This window comes from Paenibacillus sp. MMS20-IR301, from assembly GCF_032302195.1.
Classification (GTDB): domain Bacteria; phylum Bacillota; class Bacilli; order Paenibacillales; family Paenibacillaceae; genus Paenibacillus_AQ.
The window spans coordinates 1,008,183-1,031,006 of sequence record NZ_CP135275.1 but is presented as its reverse complement, the minus strand read 5'-3'; the positions used below and the strand labels follow the sequence as shown (position 1 = coordinate 1,031,006).

The window sequence follows — 22,824 nt, the reverse complement described above, 5'->3', positions numbered from 1 at the left end:
CCCCGTCTATTCTATAAAATGTTCAAACCCGTAGATCAGTCCCGTATATCCCATCACCTTCTGGATACCCATCTTGACTCCCGGCATATAACCGGCACGCTCGTAAGAATCATGACGGATCTTCAGCGATTGTCCGAACCCGCCGAATACCACTTCCTCCTGGGCGAACACGCCTGGCAGACGTACACTGTGGATACGGAAGCCGTTGTAATACCCGCCGCGCGAGCCTTCAATAATCTCTTCCTCAGAGGGATTTCCCTGACGAAGCTCCGCGCGAGCCTCTGAGATCATCTCTGCCGTCTTGATTGCTGTTCCCGAAGGGGCATCCAGCTTCTGGTCCCCGTGATACTCAATAATCTCGAGGTGAGGGAAATATTTGGCAGCCTGGGCGGCAAACTTCATCATCAGAATGGCCCCGATCGAGAAATTCGGTGCAATCAGCCCGCCGATGCCCTGTTCGCGGCATTGCTTGTCCAGCCCGGTGATCTGCTCAGTGGTGAAGCCGGTTGTCCCGATTACCGGGCGTACACCGTATTTAATCGCCAGTGCAGTGTTGCTGTAGGCCGATTGCGGAATTGTAAAATCCACCAGTACATCTGCAGCAGTTCCTGCAAGGGCAGCCTCCAGATCTGAAGTCACCTGAACCCCGCTGTCCTCGAGGCCCGCCAGCCGGCCGGCATCCGTATCAGCCGCAGAGCGGTCGATCGCGGCCGCCAGTTCCAGCTCTTCATCCTGCAGTACCAGCTTAACAACCTCTTTGCCCATTTTGCCGCCTGCTCCGGAAACAATAACTCTGATCTTCTCGCTCAATTCAATTCCTCCCTTTTCCCTGGCTCTAATATTATTGTATATAGTTTTGCAAAGATTTCTGGAGATCCTTCATCAGCTGGCGCAGTCCGGTATCATCCGGGTGCAGCGACATTACTTCCTTCAGGACGGATATGGCCTGCAAATGCTCATTCATCCGGCTGTGCGCAATGGCCAGCCATACATAAGCATCCCCGTATAAGGGGTCTAGCGATACCGCTTCTTTCAGTAAGGTAACCGGATGGTACGGATTTGAAGACTCCGCTGCTTCAACCTCCAGCAGCCGTTTGGCTTCCTGTACGAGCTGCAGTGCCTGCAAATGCTGGAGATGCAGCCGGTAATCCGGATTCCTGCCTTCCAGCCTGAGTGCAGCAACAGCATGCTCCAGCGCCTTCTCCAGCATCCCGCTGCGGGCATAGGTTATGGAGCAGCGGTATCTCACCTCAGCATCATCCGGGCTGGCCGATATGGCAGCCTCAAACAGAGTGATCGCCTCAGCAAAGTCGCTGCGCAGTATTGAGCGGTATGCGGCTTTTACATAATCATTGTGATTCATATCCTCACCATCCTCACGGCTAAATCCCGCTTGTTTGGTACAGCATATGTAGTAAAGGCCTAATCGGTGTTTTTAAGTGTCCAGCGCCCGGCATCACGGGTATTGAATTTGTGCATAACCTTATTATGGGCTTCAGTAAGATCAATGCCCAGTGAGTTGGCGAAACATACGGTTATGAAAAGAATATCGCCCAGCTCCAGCTCGATGGAGTTCTCGGCTTCATCCGCCTTCTTCGGTTTCTCGCCGAATTGATGATTAACCTCGCGGGCCAGCTCTCCGACTTCCTCGGACATCCGGGCCAGCATAGACAGCGGACTGAAGTAGCCTTCCTTAAATTGTGAGATATAAGCATCAACCTCACGCTGTATGTCAACAAGACTTTTATCCATAAATTGTTGCTTCACCCCCCGTATGTTCTTGCCTTCTGTTTGCCCCTATGTTATCGTAAAGACGTTTTGAAGACAAATCTTTTTTGTAAGTCTTCCTGGAAGGCTACCTATAAACTGCCCGATGAGAGGCATAGGCGAGGGATTATATGAATACATCATTCAAACTCAGCACAATCAGCAAAACAGTTGCCCCAATCATGCTGGGGGCGGCGATTTACGCATTCGGACTTCTATACTTTATCGTACCCAATCAGCTCATGGAGGGCGGCGTAACCGGGATTACCATCCTGCTCAACTATGCCTTCAGCGTCCCTATCTTCTTAAGCACCCTGCTGCTCAACCTTCCGCTCTTTCTGCTGGGCTGGAAGGTGCTTGGTGCCAATCAGATTGTCTATACCGGCGTGGGGATCGGCTCTTTGTCATTTTTCCTCTGGCTGTTCGAGCGCATGATTGCCGCCGGCTGGATTGTTACGTTCAGCACAGAGCATGATTTTATTCTTGCTTCATTATATGCCGGCGTAACGCTGGGTCTGGGCCTCGGGATTGTCTTCCGTTTCGGCGGCACAACCGGCGGGGTCGATATCGTAGCCCGGATACTCGGACGCAAGTTCGGCTGGAGTATGGGCCAGATCATCCTGGCAGTGGATGTTATCATTATCGGCGCTTCCCTGCTCTATATTCCCCGCGAAAAGATACTATACACGCTCGTAGCCGTCTTCATCGCTTCGCGTGTGATTGATTTCATTCAGGAAGGGGCTTACGCCGCCAAGGCGTTCACCATCATCAGTGATGATGCCCCGCAGATTGCCGATCTGATTACAGCGGAAATGGAGCGCGGTGTAACGCTGATCCCGGCAATCGGAGCCTACTCCAAGCAAGCGAAGCATATGGTCTACTGTGTGGTATCCAGACAGGAAATCCGCCGGCTCAGCCTGCTGGTCAAATCGGTTGATCCGAAGGCATTCGTTATTATCAGCGATGTTCATGATGTGCACGGCGAGGGTTTCCGGGAAACCTGATTATTTACGGAATACACACAAAACTCCCTTCGTCCGCCTCTGCGGGAAGGGAGTTTTTGTGTGTATTCCTTGCCTGCGGAGCAGTGAGCAGCTTAAGCGGCTGCCTGCTTCCCCGTTCTATACCGCCTTCCATTCTCCATTCTGTCCGCGGTATTTGCGGTAGGCGGCATAGATCAGCACCGAGAAGATAAAAGCACCGGCCAGTGCGCCCCAGGCTCCGTACTGCTGCGGTGCAAGCGGCAGGGACAGGGCCGGCTCATCACGTTCCTTGCCGAACAACACACGTACGGCGTCCTGCCCGTAAGAGACAATCTCCAGCAGCCTGGCACGCTCAAGCGGCTGCGGTGATGATCCGACGCCTTCTGCATAAGACAGCCAGGAATCAAAGGTCTTCACCGCCTCCGGCGGGCTGGAGATGATGACCGCCGGCCGGATCGTCTCATATCTGCTCTGCAGCCGGGATAATGCAGCCTTCCAGCTCTTAAGATCACTTCCGGCAGCGCTTTGCTCCATATCATTCAGGTCCTCGCGGACCAGCTTGTAATACTGCAGCCACATCGGCTGGCGGGGATGATTCAGGCTATTCGCGGCAAGGCGGAGCCTTGCGGCAACAGCCTCCCATTTCTCAGGAGCTGGCTCTACGGCGGCCAAAGCAGATTTCATATCCATAATTACCGCGGATAGGGCATTAATTCCTTCTACCGTAGTTAAGCCGTCAAAAGAAGAGGAGATAAAAATCTGAGCGATTTGCTCGCTTACCTGCCTCGCCTTGAGCACGTTGCCTTCAAGCACGTAGCCATAGAAGGCTTCCGCTGCCTGTTCCAGCCGCTGTGCCCCGCTTCTGCCCGTGAGTGCAGCAGGATCACTCACTGTGACACTTGCAGCTTCTATATACGTCTCAGATGCGGTGCCGGCGGCAGCAGCCTCCGCATCCGCCAGAGCCTTTCCGCTATGAACGCCGGCCAGCAGCCAGCACAACATTATTCCTGTTACAGCAATGATTTTCCCGCGCGGCATGAGACATCCCTCCCACCTTAATGTATGGCGGAGGGACAAGAGTTAGAACAGCCTGTCAGCCCTTGCCGGCAGGTTTGGCATGAAGCCCGCCGCTCCCGGTTCTGCCGCCGAACCACCATGCAGCCAGGGTACTGAACAGGGTCAGCCCTATTGTGAAATACTGGACGGCAATAACATCATCATCCAGCACAGACGGCAGCCACGGATAGACACCCTGGGAATAATCGACCATATCATTAGCAAAGGTCCAGAACAGCGCAAGCGGCAGCATGCGCCGGAAGGAGAAGAACCGGGCGTAGATCAGCGCTTCCACCGCCATCCCCGTGTGGGATATAATCAGCATCCAGTCCTTCCAGTTCACATGATCCCCCTGATAACCCCCGGCTGCAATCATGCTGACCGCCCAAATGCCATATTTCACCGAAGTGACTACAGCGAGTGCCTCAATCAGCTGACGCAGCATTGTTCCCTTAAGTCCCTTAGGCGGATAGAGCAGCAGAAGTAAGGCAGCTGTGAAAAACAGGCTGGCCGTCGGGCTGTCCGGAACAAAGACCAGCAGCCAGAAAGGGTAATTCTCCGCCGTGAACACTAGCTGATTGCCATACCATATGTATCCGTACACCGTACCCAGAAGGTTTACTATGAACAGCAGCCATATAATCCCTCTCTGTCTAAACAATCTCTCAAACCAATTCCCCGGCATATTAATAACTTCCTCCCGACTGTAGCAGCTTCAATTCAGCAAATCCATGGCTTGAACAGGCAAAAACCTGACCGCATGCACGATCAGGTTTGCGTTATTTTCATTTTACTGTTCGCTTTTTTGTTTGGCAAGCCAGCCGGCCAGATCATCGATATCCTGCTCAGACAATCCTGCTCCGAGTGCTGTTTCGTACATAGGGGGCATCTGGCCCTTGCCGTCTTTAATGATAGTAAGAATGGCGTCCTTATCATGCTTATCGCCGACACCGCGCAAGGATGGCGGTCCGCCGGTCCCCTTCATATCTGCCGCATGACAGGCTATGCAGGTAGCCTGTTTATAGAGCTCCATCGCCGGGTCGGCCTTGTCCACAATGGCGACTTCTTTCGTCTGCACTGCACTGGTGGCCGGCAGGCCGGCCGCCCTGTTCTCGGCTGCTTTTTCTTCCCGCTGCACATCTTCGGGAACCTGGTTAGTCTCTGCCATTTCATGCTTGTATTCCGTCCAGGCAGTGTTGGTCAAATAAATGACAGCCGCCAGCGACAGGAACATCAGCGAAGAAGCGACAGGTCTGCGGTAAAAACGGCGCTCCCGGCCGGTATCGAGAAACGGGGCCAGGAGCAGCGCACCAAACGCCACGCCGGTAACACCGAGCGTCCCGAGTACGATGTAGTCTCCAGAAGCATATGGGAGCTTCAGATACTGATAGAGGAACAGGAAATACCAGTCAGGGATCGGAATTACCGTCGCTGCCGCGTTGGCCGGAAACCCTAGCGGTGCCGGCTCCGAGATCGTCAGTACGAGAATTCCAACGAGCACGACCACACCAACCATCCATTCTTTAAGGAGAAAATTCGGAATGAAGGCCTCCGACTTCCCCGGATACGCCGTGTAGTCAGGTGGAGTAATGAACCCGTTACCCTTACGGACCCGGGAATCCCCTACGAATACCACCTTCTCTTTGGAGTCGTCTTTATGCGCCATGAACGTTCCTCCTAAAAGTTTTGTGAGCTTAACTTCATGATTTACTTCGTACAAAACTCGCTTCGGAAGCATAAACTTAAGTTTTGTGAGCTTACTCCATGAATTTCTTCGTCAAAACTCGCACCGGAAGCATAAACTTTAAAAATTATAACGGACCGGAAATACCCTGCCTGCGGATCATAATGAAGTGGCCGACGAGCAGAATGAGCAGAACTGCCGGGAGGAAGAACACATGCAGGGCAAAGAACCGGGTCAGCGTCTCGGCACCGACAATCGTCCCCCCTTGCATCAGCTCCTTCAGTACCGGTCCCATAACCGGCACAGAGTTAGCGATCTCAAGCGTTACCTTGGTGGCGAAATATGCTTTATTGTCCCATGGCAGCAGATAACCGGTCAGTCCCAGGCCAAGCATGACGAAAAAGATCAGCATGCCCACCACCCAGTTCATTTCACGCGGAGCTTTGTAGGAACCGGTGAAGAATACCCGCATGGTATGAAGGAACATCATGACGATGACCAGACTGGCCCCCCAGTGATGCATCCCGCGGACGATATTTCCGAAGGCTACCTTTGTCTGCAAATATTCCACACTGGCATAGGCATTCATAATATCGGGTACATAATACATCGTCAGAAACATGCCTGAGAGGATCTGTATAACAGTGATGAAAAAAGTTAACCCGCCGAAGCAGTACACGAAGGCTGAGAAGTGATGGGCCGGATTGACATGCTCAGGCACCTCATGGTCGGCAACATCTCTCCAGATTGGCGTAATATCCAGACGTTCATCAATCCAGTTATAGACATTTTTAAACACTTCAATCACGCCTCCTTGTTAGCTTCAGTGTTGGGAACAATATCACCAAGATACACCCAGCCGCCGTCTATCTTCGTCGTATACTGGTCAAGCGGCTTAGCGGCAACGGCCAGATTCTTGCCCAGCTTCGTATACCGTGCCCCGTGGCAGGGGCAGTGATACTCATCCGGATAAGCCTGATCATTATTCCAGCCTACAGTACAGCCCAAATGCTTACAGATCGGCGACAGCGCGTAGATTTGCCCGCTCTCGTCTTTGCGGATCCACGCCGTCAGTGTGGCTATGCTGGCATACCATCCGTCCTGCTGCGGCAGCTCAAAGGTGAATTCCTGGGGCACGCCGGTAATTGCGGAGACTTCAGCTACCTTGATAAAATCCCCTTCGCCTCTTTTATGTAAGATCGGGTCCACGGCAAAGCGGATCATCGGCAGAAGGACTCCGGCCCCCATAAAAGCGGTTGCACCGCCAAGCGTGTAGGTCAAAAATTGTCTGCGCGAAATGTCTTTCCGGCCGGGCGGTCCTTGCGGTGATTCCTGCTCTTCATTGAGACTGCTCATACTGTGTGTAACCCCCTTTTCAACATTGGAGAAGGCATCTGCCGAATACGGTCACAGATTTTTTTGGTAATTAATTCGTTTTCAATGAAAAAAATCACATGTTATATAAGTTCAACCTAATCATAGCTTAGCTAGCCAAAACCCGTCAAGAATATTGTCTAAATTGTGACAGGCGTCAAGAGCCCATTTTTAAGTAATTGTTGATTTTCCGTCACATTTAACTTATTTTTCACGTTGCCATAATCCTTGAATTCCATCTCTTACCCAGGAGCTTATTGCCGTATGCGAATCACCCTTAAAGCCAGGCAGGGACAGGACTAAATCGCTTTCATAAACAACCCAGCCATCCAGCATTTCATTCGCAGACATCACCACGGCATACTGGAAGAAGGTGGATTTGACTTTTCGGCAAAGCTCGTTTATTAAAACAATACTTTCGGCTCCTGCGTACTGAACTGCCGGATAGGTTACGATCCGTCCCTGAAAAGGCTTCTCGGCCATTTCGAGGAAATTCCGCTGCCGGGCAAGCGCCGCAACCGTCTCAGGAGGATTCTCGGTACCTTGAAGTCCGCAGTATGGAATCAGGCAGGTGTCATAGTACTGCCCGTCCTCTTCCCAAGTCTTACTGTCAAAATCGCTAAATTTCATCGGCTGTCTTCCTTTCGCTTAACAATCATTTGCTAGAGTCATAGTTTCAATGTATGTACAGAAAACAGGAATACGCCCGGCGTATTCCTGTTTTTCTTTTATGCCAAACTTTTCAGTTCTTCAGTCAGATTCCGGAAAGCCGCCTCATCCCCGGCAGCCAGCGCCGTGTCGATCTTCCGGTACAAGATGTCGGTACGGCGCTTCCTTAACGCTTCATCCCAAACCATTTCTGCAGCAAGCCCCAGCATCACTTCATAGGTAGCCTTCATTTTGTCCATTCGATACACCTCCGCTGTTTAAGAGTTTCCGTATTCGAGTGCCTTTTTCACATAGCTTTCACTGGTGCGTGCCATCCTCTCCAGGTCCTGCGGAGTCAGCTCACGGATTACTTTGGCCGGAGTCCCCAGGGAGAGAGTATAGGGCGGAATGACTTTGTTTTCGGTTACAATGGAGCCGGCTCCTATTAAAGCATATTCACCAATCTCTGCTCCGTTCAGTACAATTGCACCCATTCCGATTAATGTGCCTTTGCCTATACGGCAGCCGTGAATAATTGCGGAATGGCCGACCGTGATATCATCCTCCAGCACCAGCGGTAACCCGGCGCCCACATGCCCCACAGCACCATCCTGAATGTTGCAGCGCTCTCCGATAATTACCGGAGCAAGGTCGCCTCTTAATACGGCATTGAACCAGATACTGGACTGCTTCCCTACTCTCACATCTCCAACCAGTTTGGCACCTTCCGCCACGTAGACTGATTCATCAAGCTGCGGTATGTAACTGCCATAAGCAATCCGCATCTCTTCCCCCCTTACTTAAGCAGCAGCCTCGGCACTGCCGCCTCGCTTCCCCAGGGTGTCATTATGACCACCGGCCCTTCATCGCCGTCACCCAGCCTAAGCATCCCGAGATGCAGCAGCATCCGCAGAATCCGCTGTTCCAGAATCGCTGCGGCATCATCGTAGTAGAATGGTTTGATCAGCCAGCCCAGCGCCTCTGAGAGTGAGGCAATGCTCACCCAGCTCCCCGCACAATGACTAATCCAGTATACGAGTGACGGCAGGTTTGGAATAGCGCCTTTATACAGTCTTAACCAAAAGGTGAATAACTGCATCAGCTTTTCCGATTTCCCTTCTTCCAGGAACACGCTGCCTGCAGAGGTAAGCTTCAGACGGTATCCCTCCTCCGAAGTCCAGCGGCGGTGCCTCGCATAATCATACAGCAGGGCAAACCGCGGCGGATAATGTTCAAAGGCTCTGCCGTAGCCGAATCTCCACCCGCCTTTTCCCAGCAGAGGCTCAGCAATCTGCAGGGCATTCATCACCCCCTGCTGATTGCGTTTATAGAGCGCACCTTCCTGGTTCAGCTCCGGCTCATTCTCCTGAACATAGCGCAGAAAGAGCAGAAGATCCCCGGCCAGCAGCTCCCCTTCCCCGCGGTACACGGGCGGCTCCGGGCAGGTGACAATCCGTTCCTTCAAGTATCCGCCCATTCTGTCCCGGAAGCGGCTCTTCAAATCCGCCGGAATCTGATACTGGTACCTGCTCTGCTGCGATGCTCCACTGAAGAGCCAGCCGCTGTTTTTGAACGTGCTGATCAGCTCGCGGTAACCGCCGCTTTTCCCGGCAGGGGTGTCAAAGGAGGCCTGCCGGGCAGCGGCCAGCAGATCTTCAAGACTGAACTGGCTGCGCTCATCAAACAGCAGGGTATTAAGAAAACGCAGCTCCTCGGGAGAACATCCCTTGATATGAGACTCCATAAACTCCCGGCTGCCCAAGGTGATCAGTATACTCTGAATCAAATCATGTTTGGAGTTCCGCTTGCAATCGCACTGATAGCGTCCCGCAATGGCGGTAAGCTGACCAATGTCCGCGTAAGTGAGCATATCCGCCAGATTCATCTTTTATCGCCTCACCGTTTTACTACCATTATGGGAAATACAGCCCTTTTTATTCCTTTTTTCGCAAAAAAAATAACCCGAAGGGTCGGGTTAATGCTGATTCTGCAAGATGTGACGGGTACAGTTGTACAAAACGGGGTTCCACTCCTGCTCATTTTTCTCCAAAATGGTCAATGAGAGATTCCCGAGCCGTTCCGTATATTTCCCTTTGAATAGTGCGGTATAGAGCTGGGCCAAGAATCCCCCGTGGGAGATGACCAGCACATTCTGCTCAGGATACCGGGCTGAAAGCTCCTCCAGAAAGGCAAGACCGCGGAGCTGCAGTGCCTCATCGCTCTCCTGTCCCAGTGACAGCTGATTCCAGTCCTTCCCCCACTTTGCTTCCCGTGCTGCGGCTGTCATGCCCTCCACCTGCCCGTAGGCACGCTCGCGGATCCGCTGGTCAGGCTCAAGCAGAGGAACACCCAGCTTGGCAGCCACAATCTTACCGGTCTCTGCTGCGCGGGAAAGACTGCTCGTGATGCAGTAGTCCCAGTGGTAAGGCTCCTGCAGAAGCCGGTCTCCCAGCATCTCAGCCTGCCTCCGGCCTTCATTGTTTAGCGGAATATCACTTTGTCCCTGAATTTTGCCTTCCGCATTCCAATCTGTCAGCCCATGGCGTATTAAGCCGATCAGCATCGCCTATCACCTTTCCCTTCCCCATTGGTTTGCTTAATAATGTAACACGAATGAAAACAAATGTCTTCTTTTATAATAAAATTGCAGATTTCCCTCCACTTGCCTCCCGGTCATCTCCGGACAACAAAAATAACCCCGCACAGCGGGGTTCGGGCTTCGGGCTGACTCATGTACCTTGCAGTGACCCCGGAGCATATAAATCCTCCCCTTGCAAAAAAGCCTCTTCACTGGTAGTGAAGGGGCTTTTATTGTCTGCGGTAACGGTTGAGCCGGATCAGCAGGAATATAGACAACCCGACACCCAGTGTCGATAATACCATCCAGTATTGCGGATGGCCCGGTCCCATATTCGCAACCAGCGGTTCAATAATTCCGCCTTCAGATTCTACCGGGTAAGAAGAGGACCATTCCAGCGTAAGGCCGGCCACACCGGTTTCTACAATCCCGCTCTGTGCCACCGTAGTATTTGAGGGTGTTTTGAATATTGTAAAATATAAAAAGCTGGAGATAAACACCGCCAGGAAGCAGGCAATCCACAGGCTTAAACGGCGGCGGAATACAGCAGTGTTCCCTGCAGACTTCCCGTCACCGGGCATAAGCCAGGGACTTTCCAGATAGATACGCTCCATAACCTTGAGGTTAATCGCTTCTGCACGCTCATCGCTGACTTCAAACCTTGTGTCCTGCATAAGCTCGCTTGTCTCCTGCCAGAGCGCCCATTCGGCCCTGCAGTATGAACAAGTTGCGATATGCTTCTCCAGTCTAATCCGCCTCGGGTCCGTGGGGGGAGCGTCCCACAAGAGCGGAATGGAATCCTGCGCTTCCCTACAATTCATCGGCCTTACACCCTCTCAGCCTGCTCTTCGACTTCAGGCTCATAAAAATAGGATTCAAGCTGGAGCTTCACACTGCTCCTCGCACGGAACAATAATGATTTCACAGAGCTGACGCTCTGATCCAGAATTACGGCAATTTCCTGATAATCCATCTGATCATATTCACGCAGAATCAGTGCTGAGCGCTGCTTCTCCGGGAGATTATTGATTGCTTCCCGGGCCAGATTCATCCGTTCTTTGCGTAATGCCGCCTGCTCCGGAGCTACTTCCGGCGGGGCCACTGGAGTAAATCCGCTCTCTTCAAGCGATACATTGCCGGCACGGTTCTTGCGGAGCTCACTGAGCACCGTATTGCGGGCAATCGTATACAGCCATGTTGAGAATGAAGCATCTACCTCGCGGAAGGAATGAAGACTCCGGAACGCCTTGTAGAAGGTCTCTGAGCAGAGATCTTCAGCAATAAGCTCCATATGGGAGTTCTTGAGCATATGATATACAAATGCCAATATCTTGCGTTGATAGCGCCTCATCAGCTCTGAATATAATTCTGTATCGCCTTGCTTGATTAGCTGGATCAACTGGGAATCCGTCATGGTGAGTTCGGCCCTCCTCGCCCTTGCACGTGTTATCCCGTCCGGTCCGTACCTATGTATACCGGTCAGGTAAGAAAAAGTTGCGGCATTGCTACAAATTTGTACGATTGCGGTAAAATGAAATACTTCCTATGTATATTCAACCAGCCGTTAATTAAGAAATGCTGTATGTAAATACAGAAAGAAATTCGTATCTTTACAAATCCCGGAATCAAAGAAATCTATAAACATACTTAACCTAGTATAGCACAAATGATAACAGGATTTCATTAATAGACTTTCAGACTCCGGCAAAGCCACTTGCAGAGCCTAGGAATGAGAGCGCTCTATTCTAAGTTTAAATAAAGTGTTGACAAAATGTAAACGGATACATATAATAAAAGTACAGTATGGTTTCTCTCCACTCCTATCCAAAAACTGCACGGTTCCAATAACTTGTGAACTGTAACCGCTTATTTTGTAAGCGGTCTTTTTTTGTCTATTTTTAGAGAAATATAGTAAGTAAGCTCTGCTATTCCGCCTGGTTCCGGCGGATTTAGGGGCACTTGTGCCCCTCTCTTCCCTCCACAGCCTACTCTGAAGCTACTCTGCAACAATAGGTGGATAAACGTATCTTAATTTTGCGGTTCTGAGGCGTTTGCGGGAATTAGGTGGATAAACGTCATCTAATTTCATGCATTTCTTCTACTTTGGCCAATAAACCCTACATTAAGTGCTGTTTTTCCAACTAAGGTTTGGAATAGGTCCTTTCCCTTCCTTAGCAAGTGGAGAAAATCCAACTGTTTCCCTGCAATGTCTCTGCCGGACTCAGGTTTCGGTTCCGGTTTCAGCCCCAGTACTAGCTCTGGCATTTGCTATGCGATCACCGGTGGTTTTAGCGTTTAATCCCTCAGCAGGCAGGCTGTTCACTTTTTTTAGAGTAAGTACTCTAAGCGCACACAAAAGCCGGGGCACCCTGCCCCGGCTTCACGTTTATACATATACCGTATAGTCATTCTGCTGCAGCAGCGTTCTGGCCCGCTCCATATCATGCTCCTGGCGGAACGATAAGCGCATGATTCCCGGAACATCCTCCCGGCTCTCAATGATCTGCACGTTGCTTAAGTTGATCCCCTGGTCGCCAAGCTCTGTCGCGATGCGTCCGATAATCCCCGGATGATCGGGCACATCAATATGAAGGTCGAACAGCGGAACAATCATACCCTTGCGCCGCTCTGGCAGCTGGCTGCGGAACTCGTTGGCCTCGTGAAAAGCAGCCTCGATTCCAGTACCATCCTCCTGCTCGAGCAGACTGATGAAGGTGGATACCTCATCATTCCAGTCCTTGAGCAGACGCAGCATAACCGAGCGGTTATTCAGGAGGATATCCCGCCAGATAATCGGATCACTGGAGGCGATCCGCGTAATATCCCGGAAGCCGCCGGCGGCCAGCGTGCTGAACAGGGAATCTGAATCATCATATTCGTGAATCTGATTAACCAGCGCCACCGCAATAATATGCGGCAGATGACTGATCGCTCCGACAATCTCATCATGGCGCTCCGGGCCCAGCCGGACGATCTGCGCTCGCGTATGTAGAAGCAGCGATTCAAGGGCGTTGTAAGCCTCTTCGGGAATCCCCGGCGGCGGTGTCAGCACATAGTATGCATTCTCAAACAGCAGCGACGAAGCTGCCTCCACGCCCGAACGCTCCGATCCGGCCATCGGATGGCCTCCGATGAAGTGTACACCGGGAAGATCGAGCGAGAGCGCACAAGCCGCAATGCTGGCTTTGGTGCTGCCAACATCGGTAATGATACAGCCCGGCTTCAGCGGCAGCCTGCTCAGCTGCTGCAGATAATCCTCGAGCATGCCGACAGGCACACAGAGGAAGATGAAATCAGCATCCAGGGCCGCTTCTTCCAGGGATAACGTAGCCTGATCGACCACTCCCCTGCTGACATATTTAACTGCAGATTCAGGACGGTGGGCATGCCCAACAACGGTCAGACCCTCCTTGCCTTTGAAACAAAGGGCCAGAGAGCCTCCGATCAGGCCGACACCGAAGATTGCTATTTTTGTCGTCATGTTCTTAGAACTACCTGCCTTCAGTGATATCGTCAATCCTGTCTCTGACTTCTAACTAATCTTATACGCGCACTTCCTGCTCCTCAAGCGCCCGCTCCAGGGCAGTGATGAAGGCTACGTTCTGCTCGGCAGATCCGACTGTAACCCGGATATAGGTCGGGTAACGGTGATGGCCTGCTCTGACGATAATCCCCTGCCGCAGCAAAGCGTCGAATACTTCAAAGGCAGGCTTGCGTACATCCACCATGATGAAGTTTCCGTTAGCCGGGAAGGAATCCAGCCCAAGCCGCTTGAATTCACCCTGCAGCTGCTGAATACCGGCACTGTTAAGGGTACGGCATTTCTCTACATACTCCTGGTCGGCCAGTGCTGCGAGTGCTCCAACCTGCGCCAGACGGGTCGTATTGAAAGGTTCCCGGACCTTGTTAATCAGGTTGATGATCTGCGGGCTGGCTACCCCATAGCCGATACGGAGGGCTGCAAGGCCGTAAATCTTCGAGAAGGTCCGCAGTACAACCAGGTTCGGGTAGGCAGACAGCAGCTTAATTCCGTTTGTGTAGCTGAGATCCATTACATATTCATAGTAAGCCTCATCCAGCACAACCATGACTTCAGCAGGGACAGCATCCAGGAATGCAACAAGGGCATCCTCAGGTACGATCGTCCCGGTCGGGTTGTTCGGATTGCATACCCAGATTACTTTGGTACGGTCTGTAATCTTAGCAAGCATAGCGTCCAAATCATGCGTTCCATCCTTAAGCGGAACTTCAATCGTCACCGCACCTTCAATATCGGCATTGCTCTTATACACGGAGAACGTCTGATCGGCCATAATCGTCTCATCCCCGGGCAGGAAGAAGGCACGGGCGATCAGAGCAATAATCTCATCCGAGCCGCAGCCGAAAATAATATTCTCACTTGTGACTTCCAGATGCTTAGCCAGGGCCGAAGTCAGCTCGGCGGCTGAGCCGTCCGGGTACAAGTACAGGTTATCCAGCTCCGCAACAATTGCGGCTCTTGCGCTTGGTGCTGCTCCATAAGGATTCTCATTGGAAGCCAGCTTAATCACATCGTTTAAGCCCAGCTCCTTCTTGACTTCTTCAATCGGTTTCCCCGGCTTGTAGACAGGGAGGTCGACAATATTCGGTTTCGGGTTCATGGGTGATCCTCGCTCTCCAGAAGGTTTTAGCTGCTATCAGGTCTGCCAGCAGACCGTTATGGTCTTAATTGTGCCACAAATTCACGAATTTGCAACAGCCCCTCACTTCTTGTCTCCGGCTGCGCAAGCAGCGGAATTACATCCTCCACTTTACGGACAATCGCGCTGCCGACGACTACACCATCGCAAATCTTCGCAAACCGGGCGACCTGCTCCCCGGTGGAAATTCCGAAACCGACGGCAACAGGCAGATCTGTTGCACGGCGGACAGACTCAATAAACTCATCTACACCGCTATGAAAAGCCGAGCGTTCACCGGTAACCCCGAGTGAAGAGACACAATAGATAAAGCCGCTGGCACCTGAGACAATCCGGGCAATCCGTTCACTGGAGGTCGGAGCCACCAGCGGAATGAGGCTCACGCCCGCTGCCCGGCTGCGCTCACGCATTTCTCCTGATTCTTCAACCGGCAGATCAGGAATGATCAGTCCGCTGATCTCATGGGCTGCAAGCTCAGAGAAGAAGGTATCCAGTCCCATCTGCATCACCGGATTATAATAGGTGAACAGGATGAACGGCAGCTGGCTGCCGGCTTGCCGGGCCTTGAGAGCCGTTTCCATGCAGGTGCGCAGATGGACTTTGCTGCGCAAGGCCCGCGAGGAAGCCCGCTGAATCACCGGACCGTCAGCCAGCGGATCGGAGTAGGGAACGCCCAGCTCCAGAATATCCGCACCGGCCGCCTCCAGCTCGGCAATGATCTCCAGTGTAGTTTCAAGATCGGGATCTCCGACTGTAAGGAAAGGGATAAGTGCTGTACGGCCCTCTGCCCGCAGTTTTTTGAAAGCAAGATCCATCCGGTTGGTCGTATCGGTCGTCATTACTTCCCCGCCCCTTCTGTATAGGCCATAATCGATTCCACATCTTTGTCCCCGCGACCGGACAGGCAGATCACGACAATGTCATCCTTGGTCAGGGTCTTGCCGAGCTTCACCACATGGGCGATGGCATGGGCGGATTCAAGCGCCGGAATAATGCCTTCAGTGACGCAGAGCAGCTTCAGTGCTTCCAGCGCCTCCTCATCCGTAACCGGTACATACTGTGCACGCTCTATATCCTTCAGATAAGAGTGCTCAGGTCCGACACCGGGATAATCCAGTCCGGCTGAGATGGAATGGGCTTCAATGACCTGCCCGTGTTCATCCTGTAACAGGTAGCTGAGCGAGCCCTGGAATACGCCATGGCTTCCTTTGCTCATTGTCGCTGCATGAAACGGGGTATCGATGCCTTTGCCTGCCGCCTCAACGCCAATCATCGCCACCTGCTCATCCTCCATGAACGGATAGAACATCCCGATGGCATTGCTGCCTCCGCCTACAGCGGCAACCAGCAAATCGGGCAATCTTCCTTCCGCCTCAAGAATCTGGTGCCGGGTCTCATCCCCGATGATGCGCTGGAAGTTGCGGACCATCATCGGATACGGATGCGGGCCTACAGCAGAGCCGAGCACATAGAACGTATCTTCAACATTGCTCACCCAGTAGCGAAGCGCTTCATTACCGGCATCCTTCAGGGTTCTCGATCCGGAGGTTACCGGGATGACCTCTGCACCGAGCAGCTTCATGCGGAACACGTTCAGCGCCTGGCGGCGGGTATCCTCTTCACCCATGAATACCTTACATTCCATGCCGAGCAGGGCTGCTACAGTCGCTGTCGCCACTCCGTGCTGGCCGGCTCCGGTCTCGGCAATGACTTTTGTTTTGCCCATCATTTTAGCCAGGATGCCTTGTCCGATTGCGTTGTTAATCTTATGGGCTCCCGTATGATTCAGATCTTCACGCTTCAGGTAGATCTTGGCCTCGCCAAGATGCTTGCTCAGCCGTTCCGCATAATACAGCGGGGTCTCACGTCCGGAGTATTGCTTCAGCAGGTAATCTATCTCCTCCTGAAAGGCCGGATCTGCCGAATACTTGCGGTAGGCTTCCTCCAGCTCAATCAGTGCATTCATCAGCGTTTCAGGAACGAAGCGGCCTCCAAAAGAACCAAAACGTCCGTTCTTGTCCGGTACTTGTATCATGATTGCTTCACCCTTTCTACAAATGCTGTCATTTTAACGATATCTTTACTGCCGTCACTTTCTACTCCGCTGGAGACATCCACACCATAAGGAGCATAGCCCTCCAGCAGTTCCTGCACATTATCCGGATGCAGTCCTCCGGCTATAAATAAAGGCAGCGCATAGTCCGCTGCCGCCTGCTGGTATAACGGTATCTGCTCCCAGTCAAACGTCCGGCCGGAGCCTCCGCTGCCCTGCGGGTCGTAGGTATCCAGCAGCAGTACATCAGCAGCCCCGGCGTAGCCCTCCAGCAGAGCATGAATCTCTGCAGCATCAGGGGCGCGGCCCGTGACCGACAGAGCCTTCCATACCTCAACCTGCGGAAAAGCCTGCTTGACCTCCCTGCAGAATTGCGGGCTCTCATCACCATGGAGCTGTATCACATCCAGCGGAACAGTTCCAAGCAGCTCAGCGAGTCCGGCAAGCTCCGGGTTCACGAATACGCCTGCTGCACGGGGCACCTGTCCATTCTCCCATGTCCTCAGCTCTGCAGTCATTCCGGCAGCCGTCTCCGCAGTAACTCTGCGGCGGCTTTGGGCAAATACAAAACCAACGTAATCCAGCGGTAAACTCTTCATAGATTTTAGCACTTCAACGCCCTGAAGTCCACAGATTTTTACAAGGGTATCAGCCATGCAGCGCACGGTCCTTTCCGGCTGGAAGAGGCCCGAGCAGCTCATGTACTGCCAGTTCCACATCAGGCCTCCGCATCAGATATTCCCCCACCAGCACACCGGTTGCCCGGGTTTTGCTCAAGAATGCAATATCATCCGGACCGGCAATACCGCTCTCGCTGATTACAGGAACGCCCTCCGGCAGCAATGCAGCCAGTTCAGCAGTTGCGGACAGCGACGTCTCAAAGGTCTTCAGATTGCGGTTGTTGATGCCCAGCAGGACGGCGGGGTGATCGGCTTTGCCGGTGGCCAGCACCATCTCCAGCTCGCTGCGGTCATGGACTTCAATCAGGATATCCAGCCCAAGTGCAGCCGCGGTATCCGTGAAGGCCCCAAGCTGCTGCGGCGTCAGAATAGCGGCGATCAGCAGTATGGCATCCGCCCCAAGCAAACGCGCCTCATAAATCTGCTTCTCATCGATGATAAAGTCCTTGCGGAGCAGCGGAAGGCTGACAGCCGCTCTTACCTGCTGCAAATACAGTCCGCTGCCCTGGAAGTATTCACTATCCGTAAGCACCGACAGGCAGTCGGCTCCTCCGGCCTCATACCCTTTGGCAATCGCTACCGGATCGAAATCGGCACGGATCAGCCCTTTGGACGGTGAAGCCTTCTTCACTTCGGCGATCAGCCCTATGTCCCGGTTCCTCCGGTTTGTCAATGCCTCACGGAATCCTCTTGTAGCCGGCAGGGCAGCAATGGCCCGTTCAGCCTCCATTAAGGAAAATGTCTGGCTTAACGCTTCAACCTCTTTTACTTTAGTGGCAACAATCCGCTCAAGATACATAATCAAGCTCCTTTGTCATGACTTTCAGCTGTTCCAGCTTGCTGAGCGCCGCTCCGGAATCTACGACGGCTCTCGCCTGGTCCACGCCTTCCTTCAATGTATCCGCCAGTCCCGCTACATAAATGCAGGCTCCGGCATTAGCCAGCACGATATCGCGGTAGGGATTCATCTGCCCTTCCAGCACGGAAGTTATAATTGCCGCATTCTCCGCAGCATCTCCGCCAAGCACATCCTCCAGCCGGTGCTGGCTGAGCCCAAGCTCCTGCGGCGTAATTTCATAGGTGATTACTTCACCGTGCTTCAGTTCCGAAACCTGAGTCGGAGCCGATATGCTGATCTCATCCAGTCCGTCCAGACTGCTTACGATCATCGCCCGCTTAGACCCAAGCTCTCCTAACACCTTGGCTACGGTCTCAGTCTTATTACGGTCATAGATCCCCATCAGCTGCCGGTCAGCCCCAGCCGGATTCGTCAGCGGCCCAAGCATGTTGAATACAGTACGTACACCCAGCTCACGGCGGGTAGCGGCAGCATATTTCATCGAAGGATGATAGATTTGTGCGAACAGGAAGCAGATACCGATGCTGTCAAGACATTGCCGGGCCTGCTCTGCATTCAGATGAATATTGACACCCAGCGCCTCCAGCACATCCGCACTGCCCGCCCGGCCGGAAGCTGAACGGTTGCCGTGCTTGGCGACTCTGACGGAAGCAGCAGAGGATATAATCGCTGAAGCGGTAGAAATATTGAATTTATGAATGCCGGAGCCCCCGGTGCCGCAAGTATCCAGCAGCTGGCTCCGCTCTGTAATCACATGTGTACCGAACCCGCGCATCGCTTCCGCGAACCCGGTAATTTCCTCGACCGTTTCTCCTTTTATCCGCAGTGCAGTCAGCAGCGCACCGATCTGCGCCGATGTTGCCGCCCCCTCCATAATTGTACCCATAATCTCACGGGCCTGGCTGCGGTTCAGATCCCTTCCCTCAATGAGTCCGGCAATTCCTGATTGTATTAACTGGCTTGCTTCCATATCGTTTCCCTCCTGAAATAAGTATGGTATGGAGCATTCTCTGCTCATCTCTTCTGGGCTCTGCTTATCCCCGGCTCACGGGGTATATTCATACATATAATCCTGGTTAATGACCTGCTTCTCCTTCACCTCGGCAGGGAACATCGCTTCAGCCATCCGGATCGCCTTCAGCATGCCTTTAGCCTTGTTCACCGTCTCTTCATATTCCTTCTCCGGAACCGAGTCCCAGACAATTCCCGCTCCAGCCTGAACATAAGCCCGGCCCTTGCGGAAGATGATGGTACGGATCGTAATACACGAATCCATATTTCCCGAGAAGCCGAGATAACCGATCGCTCCGGCATATGCGCCGCGTGCTTCCCGCTCCAGCTCAGCGATAATCTCCATCGCCCGCAGCTTCGGTGCTCCGGATACCGTTCCTGCCGGGAGGCAAGAGAGGAAGGCATCGAAGAAATCCTTATTCTCGGCAAGCGTGCCGGTCACATTCGAGACCATATGCATGACATGTGAGTATTTCTCAATCTCCATAAAGGAATCGCATTTCACCGTTCCGAATTTCGATACCCGGCCCAGGTCATTGCGCCCGAGATCCACGAGCATCAGATGCTCCGCCCGTTCCTTCTCATCCTCAAGCAGCTCGGAAGCGAGCTCGCGGTCCTGCGCTTCACTCTCCCCGCGCGGCCGTGTTCCGGCAATTGGACGGGTCTCTACCCGGCCGCCGTCCACTTTAACCAGCGCTTCCGGCGAAGTGCCTACAATAATCTCCTCATCCATTTTCAGATAATACATATAGGGTGAAGGGTTCAGCGTCCGGAGCATCCGGTACACATGCAGCGGGGATACCTCTGTCTCAATATGCAGCCGCTGGGACAGCACCACCTGGAAAATATCGCCGGCCCGGATATATTCCTTCGCCCGCTCCACATTGCTGATGTACTGCTCCTTGGTCAGATTGGAATGAATCTCACCCAAGTCAATGTCCTGCGGAATGCTGCGCCGGTTGACATTCTCCTTCGGTCCTTCCTTCTGCAGCTCTTCAGCCAGATCCTCCAGGCGGAGGCTCAGCTCCTCATAACCTGCGCGGATATCAGAATCAGTATCGCCATCCTTGATATGAAGGTTGCCTACCAGCAGAATCTGCTGCTTCACATGATCGAAGACGATAATCCGGTCACAGAACATAAAGCGGATATCATCCATATTCAGGTCATCCAGCGCATGCGGGGACAGCTTCTCATAATATTGCAGCAGGTCATAACCAAAGAATCCGATGGCCCCGCCTGTAAATGGAGGCATTCCGTCCAGCTTGGGACTGCGGTAGGAACGAAGCAGTGCTTTTAACTCTTCAACAGGTTTACCCGTCAGCTGTTTCTGCACACCGCCGGTTTCGACGTGAATCACACCTTTTTTGCCGGAGATCATCAGGAAAGGATTACTGCCGATAAATGAATAGCGCGCCCATTGAATGCCGCCTTCTACACTCTCCAGCAAAAAAGCGCGATCCTGCTCCGCAAACCGCTGGAACAACCGGATAGGCGTCTCCATGTCAGCCAGCAGCCGCTTTACAACCGGAATTAGATTGTACTCCCGCGACAGCGACACCACTTCTTCAATACTCGGATTCGTCACTTGGGTAACCTCCTAGGGTTCTATGGGTAATGTCCGAAATACAGAAAAACCTCTACCGGAGTAGAGGTTGTGTAAGTAAGTATATGATTAAGCGCATAGGACCGGCATGAACCAGACTGAATACAGATTATCTCTAAGAAGGATACACGGATAGCGTGAACGCATCTACTGCGTTACCTACACTATACAGGTATGCCAAAAAAGATAACTGGATCTCAGGCGGTCTGCCTCTTCTAAATCCATGTTATGCACTCTGCTCAACTATACTCATCTCAACTAAACTATACTCTGCTTAACTCGGCTAACTACACTATACATGATGACGGCGGTCATTGACAACCCCGCAAAGTAATTGAGTCAGCCGCAAAGCCAATGCCCCGCTTTGTGGGGTTGTTTTACTTGCTCTGTGAGAGATCCGGACGGAGCCGCTGGGCCTCGTTCAGATATACATGGCGGATGTCCCGCTGCGACTTGTCGGTATTCACCTGGACCATCAGGCGGATGCACTGCGGCAGGCTGCCTTTGACCGGAATCTCGACCGAACACATTAGCGGCACCATTTCCCAGCCTTCGATCTCGCGGATAGCCCGTGCCGGAAACGTAGCATCCAGATCCTCCGTCATTGTGATCCATACACTGCAGATATCTTCAGCAATGACATTGTTGCGTTCAACGATCTCTCTAAGCAGCACAACGGTCTCACGTAGAATCTCCGCTTCCTCATTTTTCGTTACGGTCGTTGCACCGCGAATCCCCCGGTTCACCATGGGCTGTCCTCCTTCTTAAGCTGAGCGATTACACTGCGCACATCACTTTGCTGCACATCGCTCACAATACTGACCCTACCTATCGCGTCCGGCACGATAAAGGTCATTCTGCCTTCCTTGAACTTCTTATCATGCATCATGGCTTCCATGAGTTCATCTTCAGAATACTCCGCCGGAAGTCTGACCGGCAGGGACAACGCGGTAAGCATAGACACCGTATCCTCATAGATCGCTCTGTCCCGGCCAAGCTTCGCAGCCAGCAGGGCAGCCCCCGCCATGCCGATAGCAATGGCCTCGCCATGGAGGAACACCCCATAACCGCCAACGGCTTCAATCGCATGGCCAATGGTATGTCCCAGATTCAGAATGGCACGCTGGCCCTGCTCCCGCTCATCGTTACCGATGACGGCGGACTTAATGGAACAGCCGCGTTCCAGCGCATAGCCGAGCGCCTCCGGATTCAGTGCAAGCAGCTCTGCGGCATGCTCGCGGCACCAGTAGGCGAACTCTCTGTCCAGAATCAGGCCATGCTTCACCGCTTCAGCCAGTCCCGAAGATACCTGGCGCGGAGGAAGTGTAGCAAGGGTATCCAGATCATAGAGCACCATGGACGGCTGATAGAACGCGCCCAGCATATTCTTAGCCAGCGGATGGTTCACGGCTACCTTGCCGCCTACACTGCTGTCATGGGCAAGAATCGTCGTCGGAATCTGCATGAACTGGGTCCCGCGCATATAGGTGGCGGCGACGAATCCGGCCAGATCCCCCACCACCCCCCCGCCGAGCGCCAGCACCGCTGAGCTGCGGTCCAGCCCGCCCTGAATAGCTGAGGTAACAACCTCTTCATAGACTGCAAGGGATTTGGAGGCTTCTCCTGCCGGAATAATATGGCTTACCACTGTATATCCGCTTTCGCGCAAGGAGGCCTCCACCTGCGCGAGATAACGCGGAGCCACCTCGCTGTCCGTCACCACCAGCAGCGGGCTGCGCTGCGGGAACCCGGCCTCTATACAGCGTCCGCCGATGCCCTGCAGCAGGCCGCTGCCGATATGAATCGGATAGGAACGTTCGCCCAGATCTACTGTAATACTGCGCAT

26 protein-coding genes and 1 pseudogene are annotated in these 22,824 nt (G+C 53.0%); 1 reads left to right on the top strand and 26 read right to left on the bottom strand.

Features of this window, described 5'->3' with window-relative positions; genetic code table 11:
• Positions 1-6: 6 nt before the first annotated feature.
• The 3 genes from dapB to LOS79_RS04395 are packed head-to-tail and all read right to left on the bottom strand — an operon-like array spanning position 7 to position 1,752.
• Positions 7-810 carry a 4-hydroxy-tetrahydrodipicolinate reductase gene (dapB, locus tag LOS79_RS04405; RefSeq protein WP_315416580.1) on the bottom strand — a complete coding sequence of 268 codons (804 nt, stop codon included), beginning with the start codon at positions 808-810 and terminating at the stop codon, positions 7-9.
• A 31-nt stretch (positions 811-841) separates the two neighbouring features.
• Positions 842-1,363: a tetratricopeptide repeat protein gene (locus LOS79_RS04400; RefSeq protein WP_315416578.1), complete on the bottom strand. Its 522-nt coding sequence runs from the start codon at positions 1,361-1,363 to the stop codon at positions 842-844.
• 59 nt (positions 1,364-1,422) lie between these two features.
• Complete coding sequence (locus LOS79_RS04395) at positions 1,423-1,752, bottom strand: nucleotide pyrophosphohydrolase (protein WP_315421981.1); 330 nt, start codon at positions 1,750-1,752, stop codon at positions 1,423-1,425.
• A gap of 146 nt (positions 1,753-1,898) precedes the next feature.
• Here LOS79_RS04395 and LOS79_RS04390 point away from each other — a divergent pair, with 146 nt between their 5' ends.
• Positions 1,899-2,771, top strand: a complete 873-nt coding sequence (locus LOS79_RS04390) for a YitT family protein (RefSeq protein WP_315416577.1) — start codon at positions 1,899-1,901, stop codon at positions 2,769-2,771.
• 117 nt (positions 2,772-2,888) lie between these two features.
• Here the strand turns inward: LOS79_RS04390 and LOS79_RS04385 are convergent, their stop codons facing one another.
• The 23 genes and pseudogenes from LOS79_RS04385 to aroB all read right to left on the bottom strand — a co-directional run bounded on the left by LOS79_RS04385 (position 2,889) and on the right by aroB (position 22,824).
• Positions 2,889-3,788 carry a sporulation protein YpjB gene (locus LOS79_RS04385; RefSeq protein ID WP_315416575.1) on the bottom strand — a complete coding sequence of 300 codons (900 nt, stop codon included), beginning with the start codon at positions 3,786-3,788 and terminating at the stop codon, positions 2,889-2,891.
• Between the two features lie 55 nt (positions 3,789-3,843).
• The gene (locus LOS79_RS04380; protein ID WP_315416574.1) at positions 3,844-4,491 is read right to left on the bottom strand and encodes a DUF1405 domain-containing protein; all 648 of its coding nucleotides are present in this window, start codon (positions 4,489-4,491) and stop codon (positions 3,844-3,846) included.
• A gap of 105 nt (positions 4,492-4,596) precedes the next feature.
• Positions 4,597-5,472: a menaquinol-cytochrome c reductase cytochrome b/c subunit gene (locus tag LOS79_RS04375; protein WP_315416573.1), complete on the bottom strand. Its 876-nt coding sequence runs from the start codon at positions 5,470-5,472 to the stop codon at positions 4,597-4,599.
• 145 nt (positions 5,473-5,617) lie between these two features.
• Positions 5,618-6,289, bottom strand: coding sequence for a menaquinol-cytochrome c reductase cytochrome b subunit (gene qcrB, locus LOS79_RS04370; RefSeq protein ID WP_315416571.1), 672 nt, complete (start codon positions 6,287-6,289; stop codon positions 5,618-5,620).
• A 5-nt stretch (positions 6,290-6,294) separates the two neighbouring features.
• Entirely contained in the window at positions 6,295-6,846 is a 552-nt protein-coding gene (locus LOS79_RS04365) for a Rieske (2Fe-2S) protein (RefSeq protein WP_315416569.1), read from the bottom strand.
• A 222-nt stretch (positions 6,847-7,068) separates the two neighbouring features.
• Positions 7,069-7,494 carry a DUF2487 family protein gene (locus tag LOS79_RS04360; protein ID WP_315416567.1) on the bottom strand — a complete coding sequence of 142 codons (426 nt, stop codon included), beginning with the start codon at positions 7,492-7,494 and terminating at the stop codon, positions 7,069-7,071.
• Between the two features lie 98 nt (positions 7,495-7,592).
• Positions 7,593-7,772: an IDEAL domain-containing protein gene (locus LOS79_RS04355; RefSeq protein ID WP_039309877.1), complete on the bottom strand. Its 180-nt coding sequence runs from the start codon at positions 7,770-7,772 to the stop codon at positions 7,593-7,595.
• 18 nt (positions 7,773-7,790) lie between these two features.
• A complete protein-coding gene (locus LOS79_RS04350) occupies positions 7,791-8,297 on the bottom strand; it encodes a gamma carbonic anhydrase family protein (protein WP_315416565.1) in 507 nt (168 codons plus the stop codon).
• An 11-nt stretch (positions 8,298-8,308) separates the two neighbouring features.
• Complete coding sequence (locus LOS79_RS04345) at positions 8,309-9,397, bottom strand: hypothetical protein (RefSeq protein WP_315416564.1); 1,089 nt, start codon at positions 9,395-9,397, stop codon at positions 8,309-8,311.
• Positions 9,398-9,487: 90 nt separating this feature from the next.
• Positions 9,488-10,075: a histidine phosphatase family protein gene (locus tag LOS79_RS04340; protein ID WP_315416563.1), complete on the bottom strand. Its 588-nt coding sequence runs from the start codon at positions 10,073-10,075 to the stop codon at positions 9,488-9,490.
• Between the two features lie 245 nt (positions 10,076-10,320).
• Positions 10,321-10,764 (bottom strand): zf-HC2 domain-containing protein, encoded by a 444-nt coding sequence (locus LOS79_RS04335; RefSeq protein ID WP_315416562.1) that lies wholly within the window; start codon positions 10,762-10,764, stop codon positions 10,321-10,323.
• 48 nt (positions 10,765-10,812) lie between these two features.
• Positions 10,813-10,911 (bottom strand): annotated as a pseudogene (locus LOS79_RS33030) (zf-HC2 domain-containing protein); the annotation flags it as partial.
• A 5-nt stretch (positions 10,912-10,916) separates the two neighbouring features.
• Complete coding sequence (locus tag LOS79_RS04330) at positions 10,917-11,504, bottom strand: RNA polymerase sigma factor (protein WP_315416561.1); 588 nt, start codon at positions 11,502-11,504, stop codon at positions 10,917-10,919.
• Positions 11,505-12,476: 972 nt separating this feature from the next.
• Positions 12,477-13,571, bottom strand: coding sequence for a prephenate dehydrogenase (locus tag LOS79_RS04325; RefSeq protein ID WP_315416560.1), 1,095 nt, complete (start codon positions 13,569-13,571; stop codon positions 12,477-12,479).
• 61 nt (positions 13,572-13,632) lie between these two features.
• Positions 13,633-14,730, bottom strand: a complete 1,098-nt coding sequence (gene hisC, locus LOS79_RS04320) for a histidinol-phosphate transaminase (RefSeq protein ID WP_315416559.1) — start codon at positions 14,728-14,730, stop codon at positions 13,633-13,635.
• Positions 14,731-14,786: 56 nt separating this feature from the next.
• Positions 14,787-15,608, bottom strand: a complete 822-nt coding sequence (gene trpA / locus LOS79_RS04315) for a tryptophan synthase subunit alpha (protein ID WP_315416558.1) — start codon at positions 15,606-15,608, stop codon at positions 14,787-14,789.
• Complete coding sequence (gene trpB / locus LOS79_RS04310; protein WP_315416556.1) at positions 15,608-16,804, bottom strand: tryptophan synthase subunit beta; 1,197 nt, start codon at positions 16,802-16,804, stop codon at positions 15,608-15,610. The genes trpA and trpB overlap by 1 nt, the downstream gene beginning before the upstream one ends.
• Complete coding sequence (locus tag LOS79_RS04305; RefSeq protein ID WP_315416554.1) at positions 16,801-17,478, bottom strand: phosphoribosylanthranilate isomerase; 678 nt, start codon at positions 17,476-17,478, stop codon at positions 16,801-16,803. Before LOS79_RS04305 ends, trpB begins: the two co-directional genes overlap by 4 nt.
• A complete protein-coding gene (gene trpC / locus LOS79_RS04300; RefSeq protein ID WP_315416552.1) occupies positions 17,471-18,301 on the bottom strand; it encodes an indole-3-glycerol phosphate synthase TrpC in 831 nt (276 codons plus the stop codon). The genes LOS79_RS04305 and trpC overlap by 8 nt, the downstream gene beginning before the upstream one ends.
• Positions 18,291-19,331, bottom strand: coding sequence for an anthranilate phosphoribosyltransferase (gene trpD, locus LOS79_RS04295; protein WP_315416551.1), 1,041 nt, complete (start codon positions 19,329-19,331; stop codon positions 18,291-18,293). The genes trpC and trpD overlap by 11 nt, the downstream gene beginning before the upstream one ends.
• Positions 19,332-19,406: 75 nt before the next feature.
• Entirely contained in the window at positions 19,407-20,960 is a 1,554-nt protein-coding gene (trpE, locus tag LOS79_RS04290) for an anthranilate synthase component I (protein WP_315416549.1), read from the bottom strand.
• A 395-nt stretch (positions 20,961-21,355) separates the two neighbouring features.
• Positions 21,356-21,727: a chorismate mutase gene (gene aroH, locus LOS79_RS04285; RefSeq protein WP_315416547.1), complete on the bottom strand. Its 372-nt coding sequence runs from the start codon at positions 21,725-21,727 to the stop codon at positions 21,356-21,358.
• Positions 21,721-22,824 (bottom strand): 3-dehydroquinate synthase, encoded by a 1,104-nt coding sequence (gene aroB / locus LOS79_RS04280; RefSeq protein WP_315416545.1) that lies wholly within the window; start codon positions 22,822-22,824, stop codon positions 21,721-21,723. The genes aroH and aroB overlap by 7 nt, the downstream gene beginning before the upstream one ends.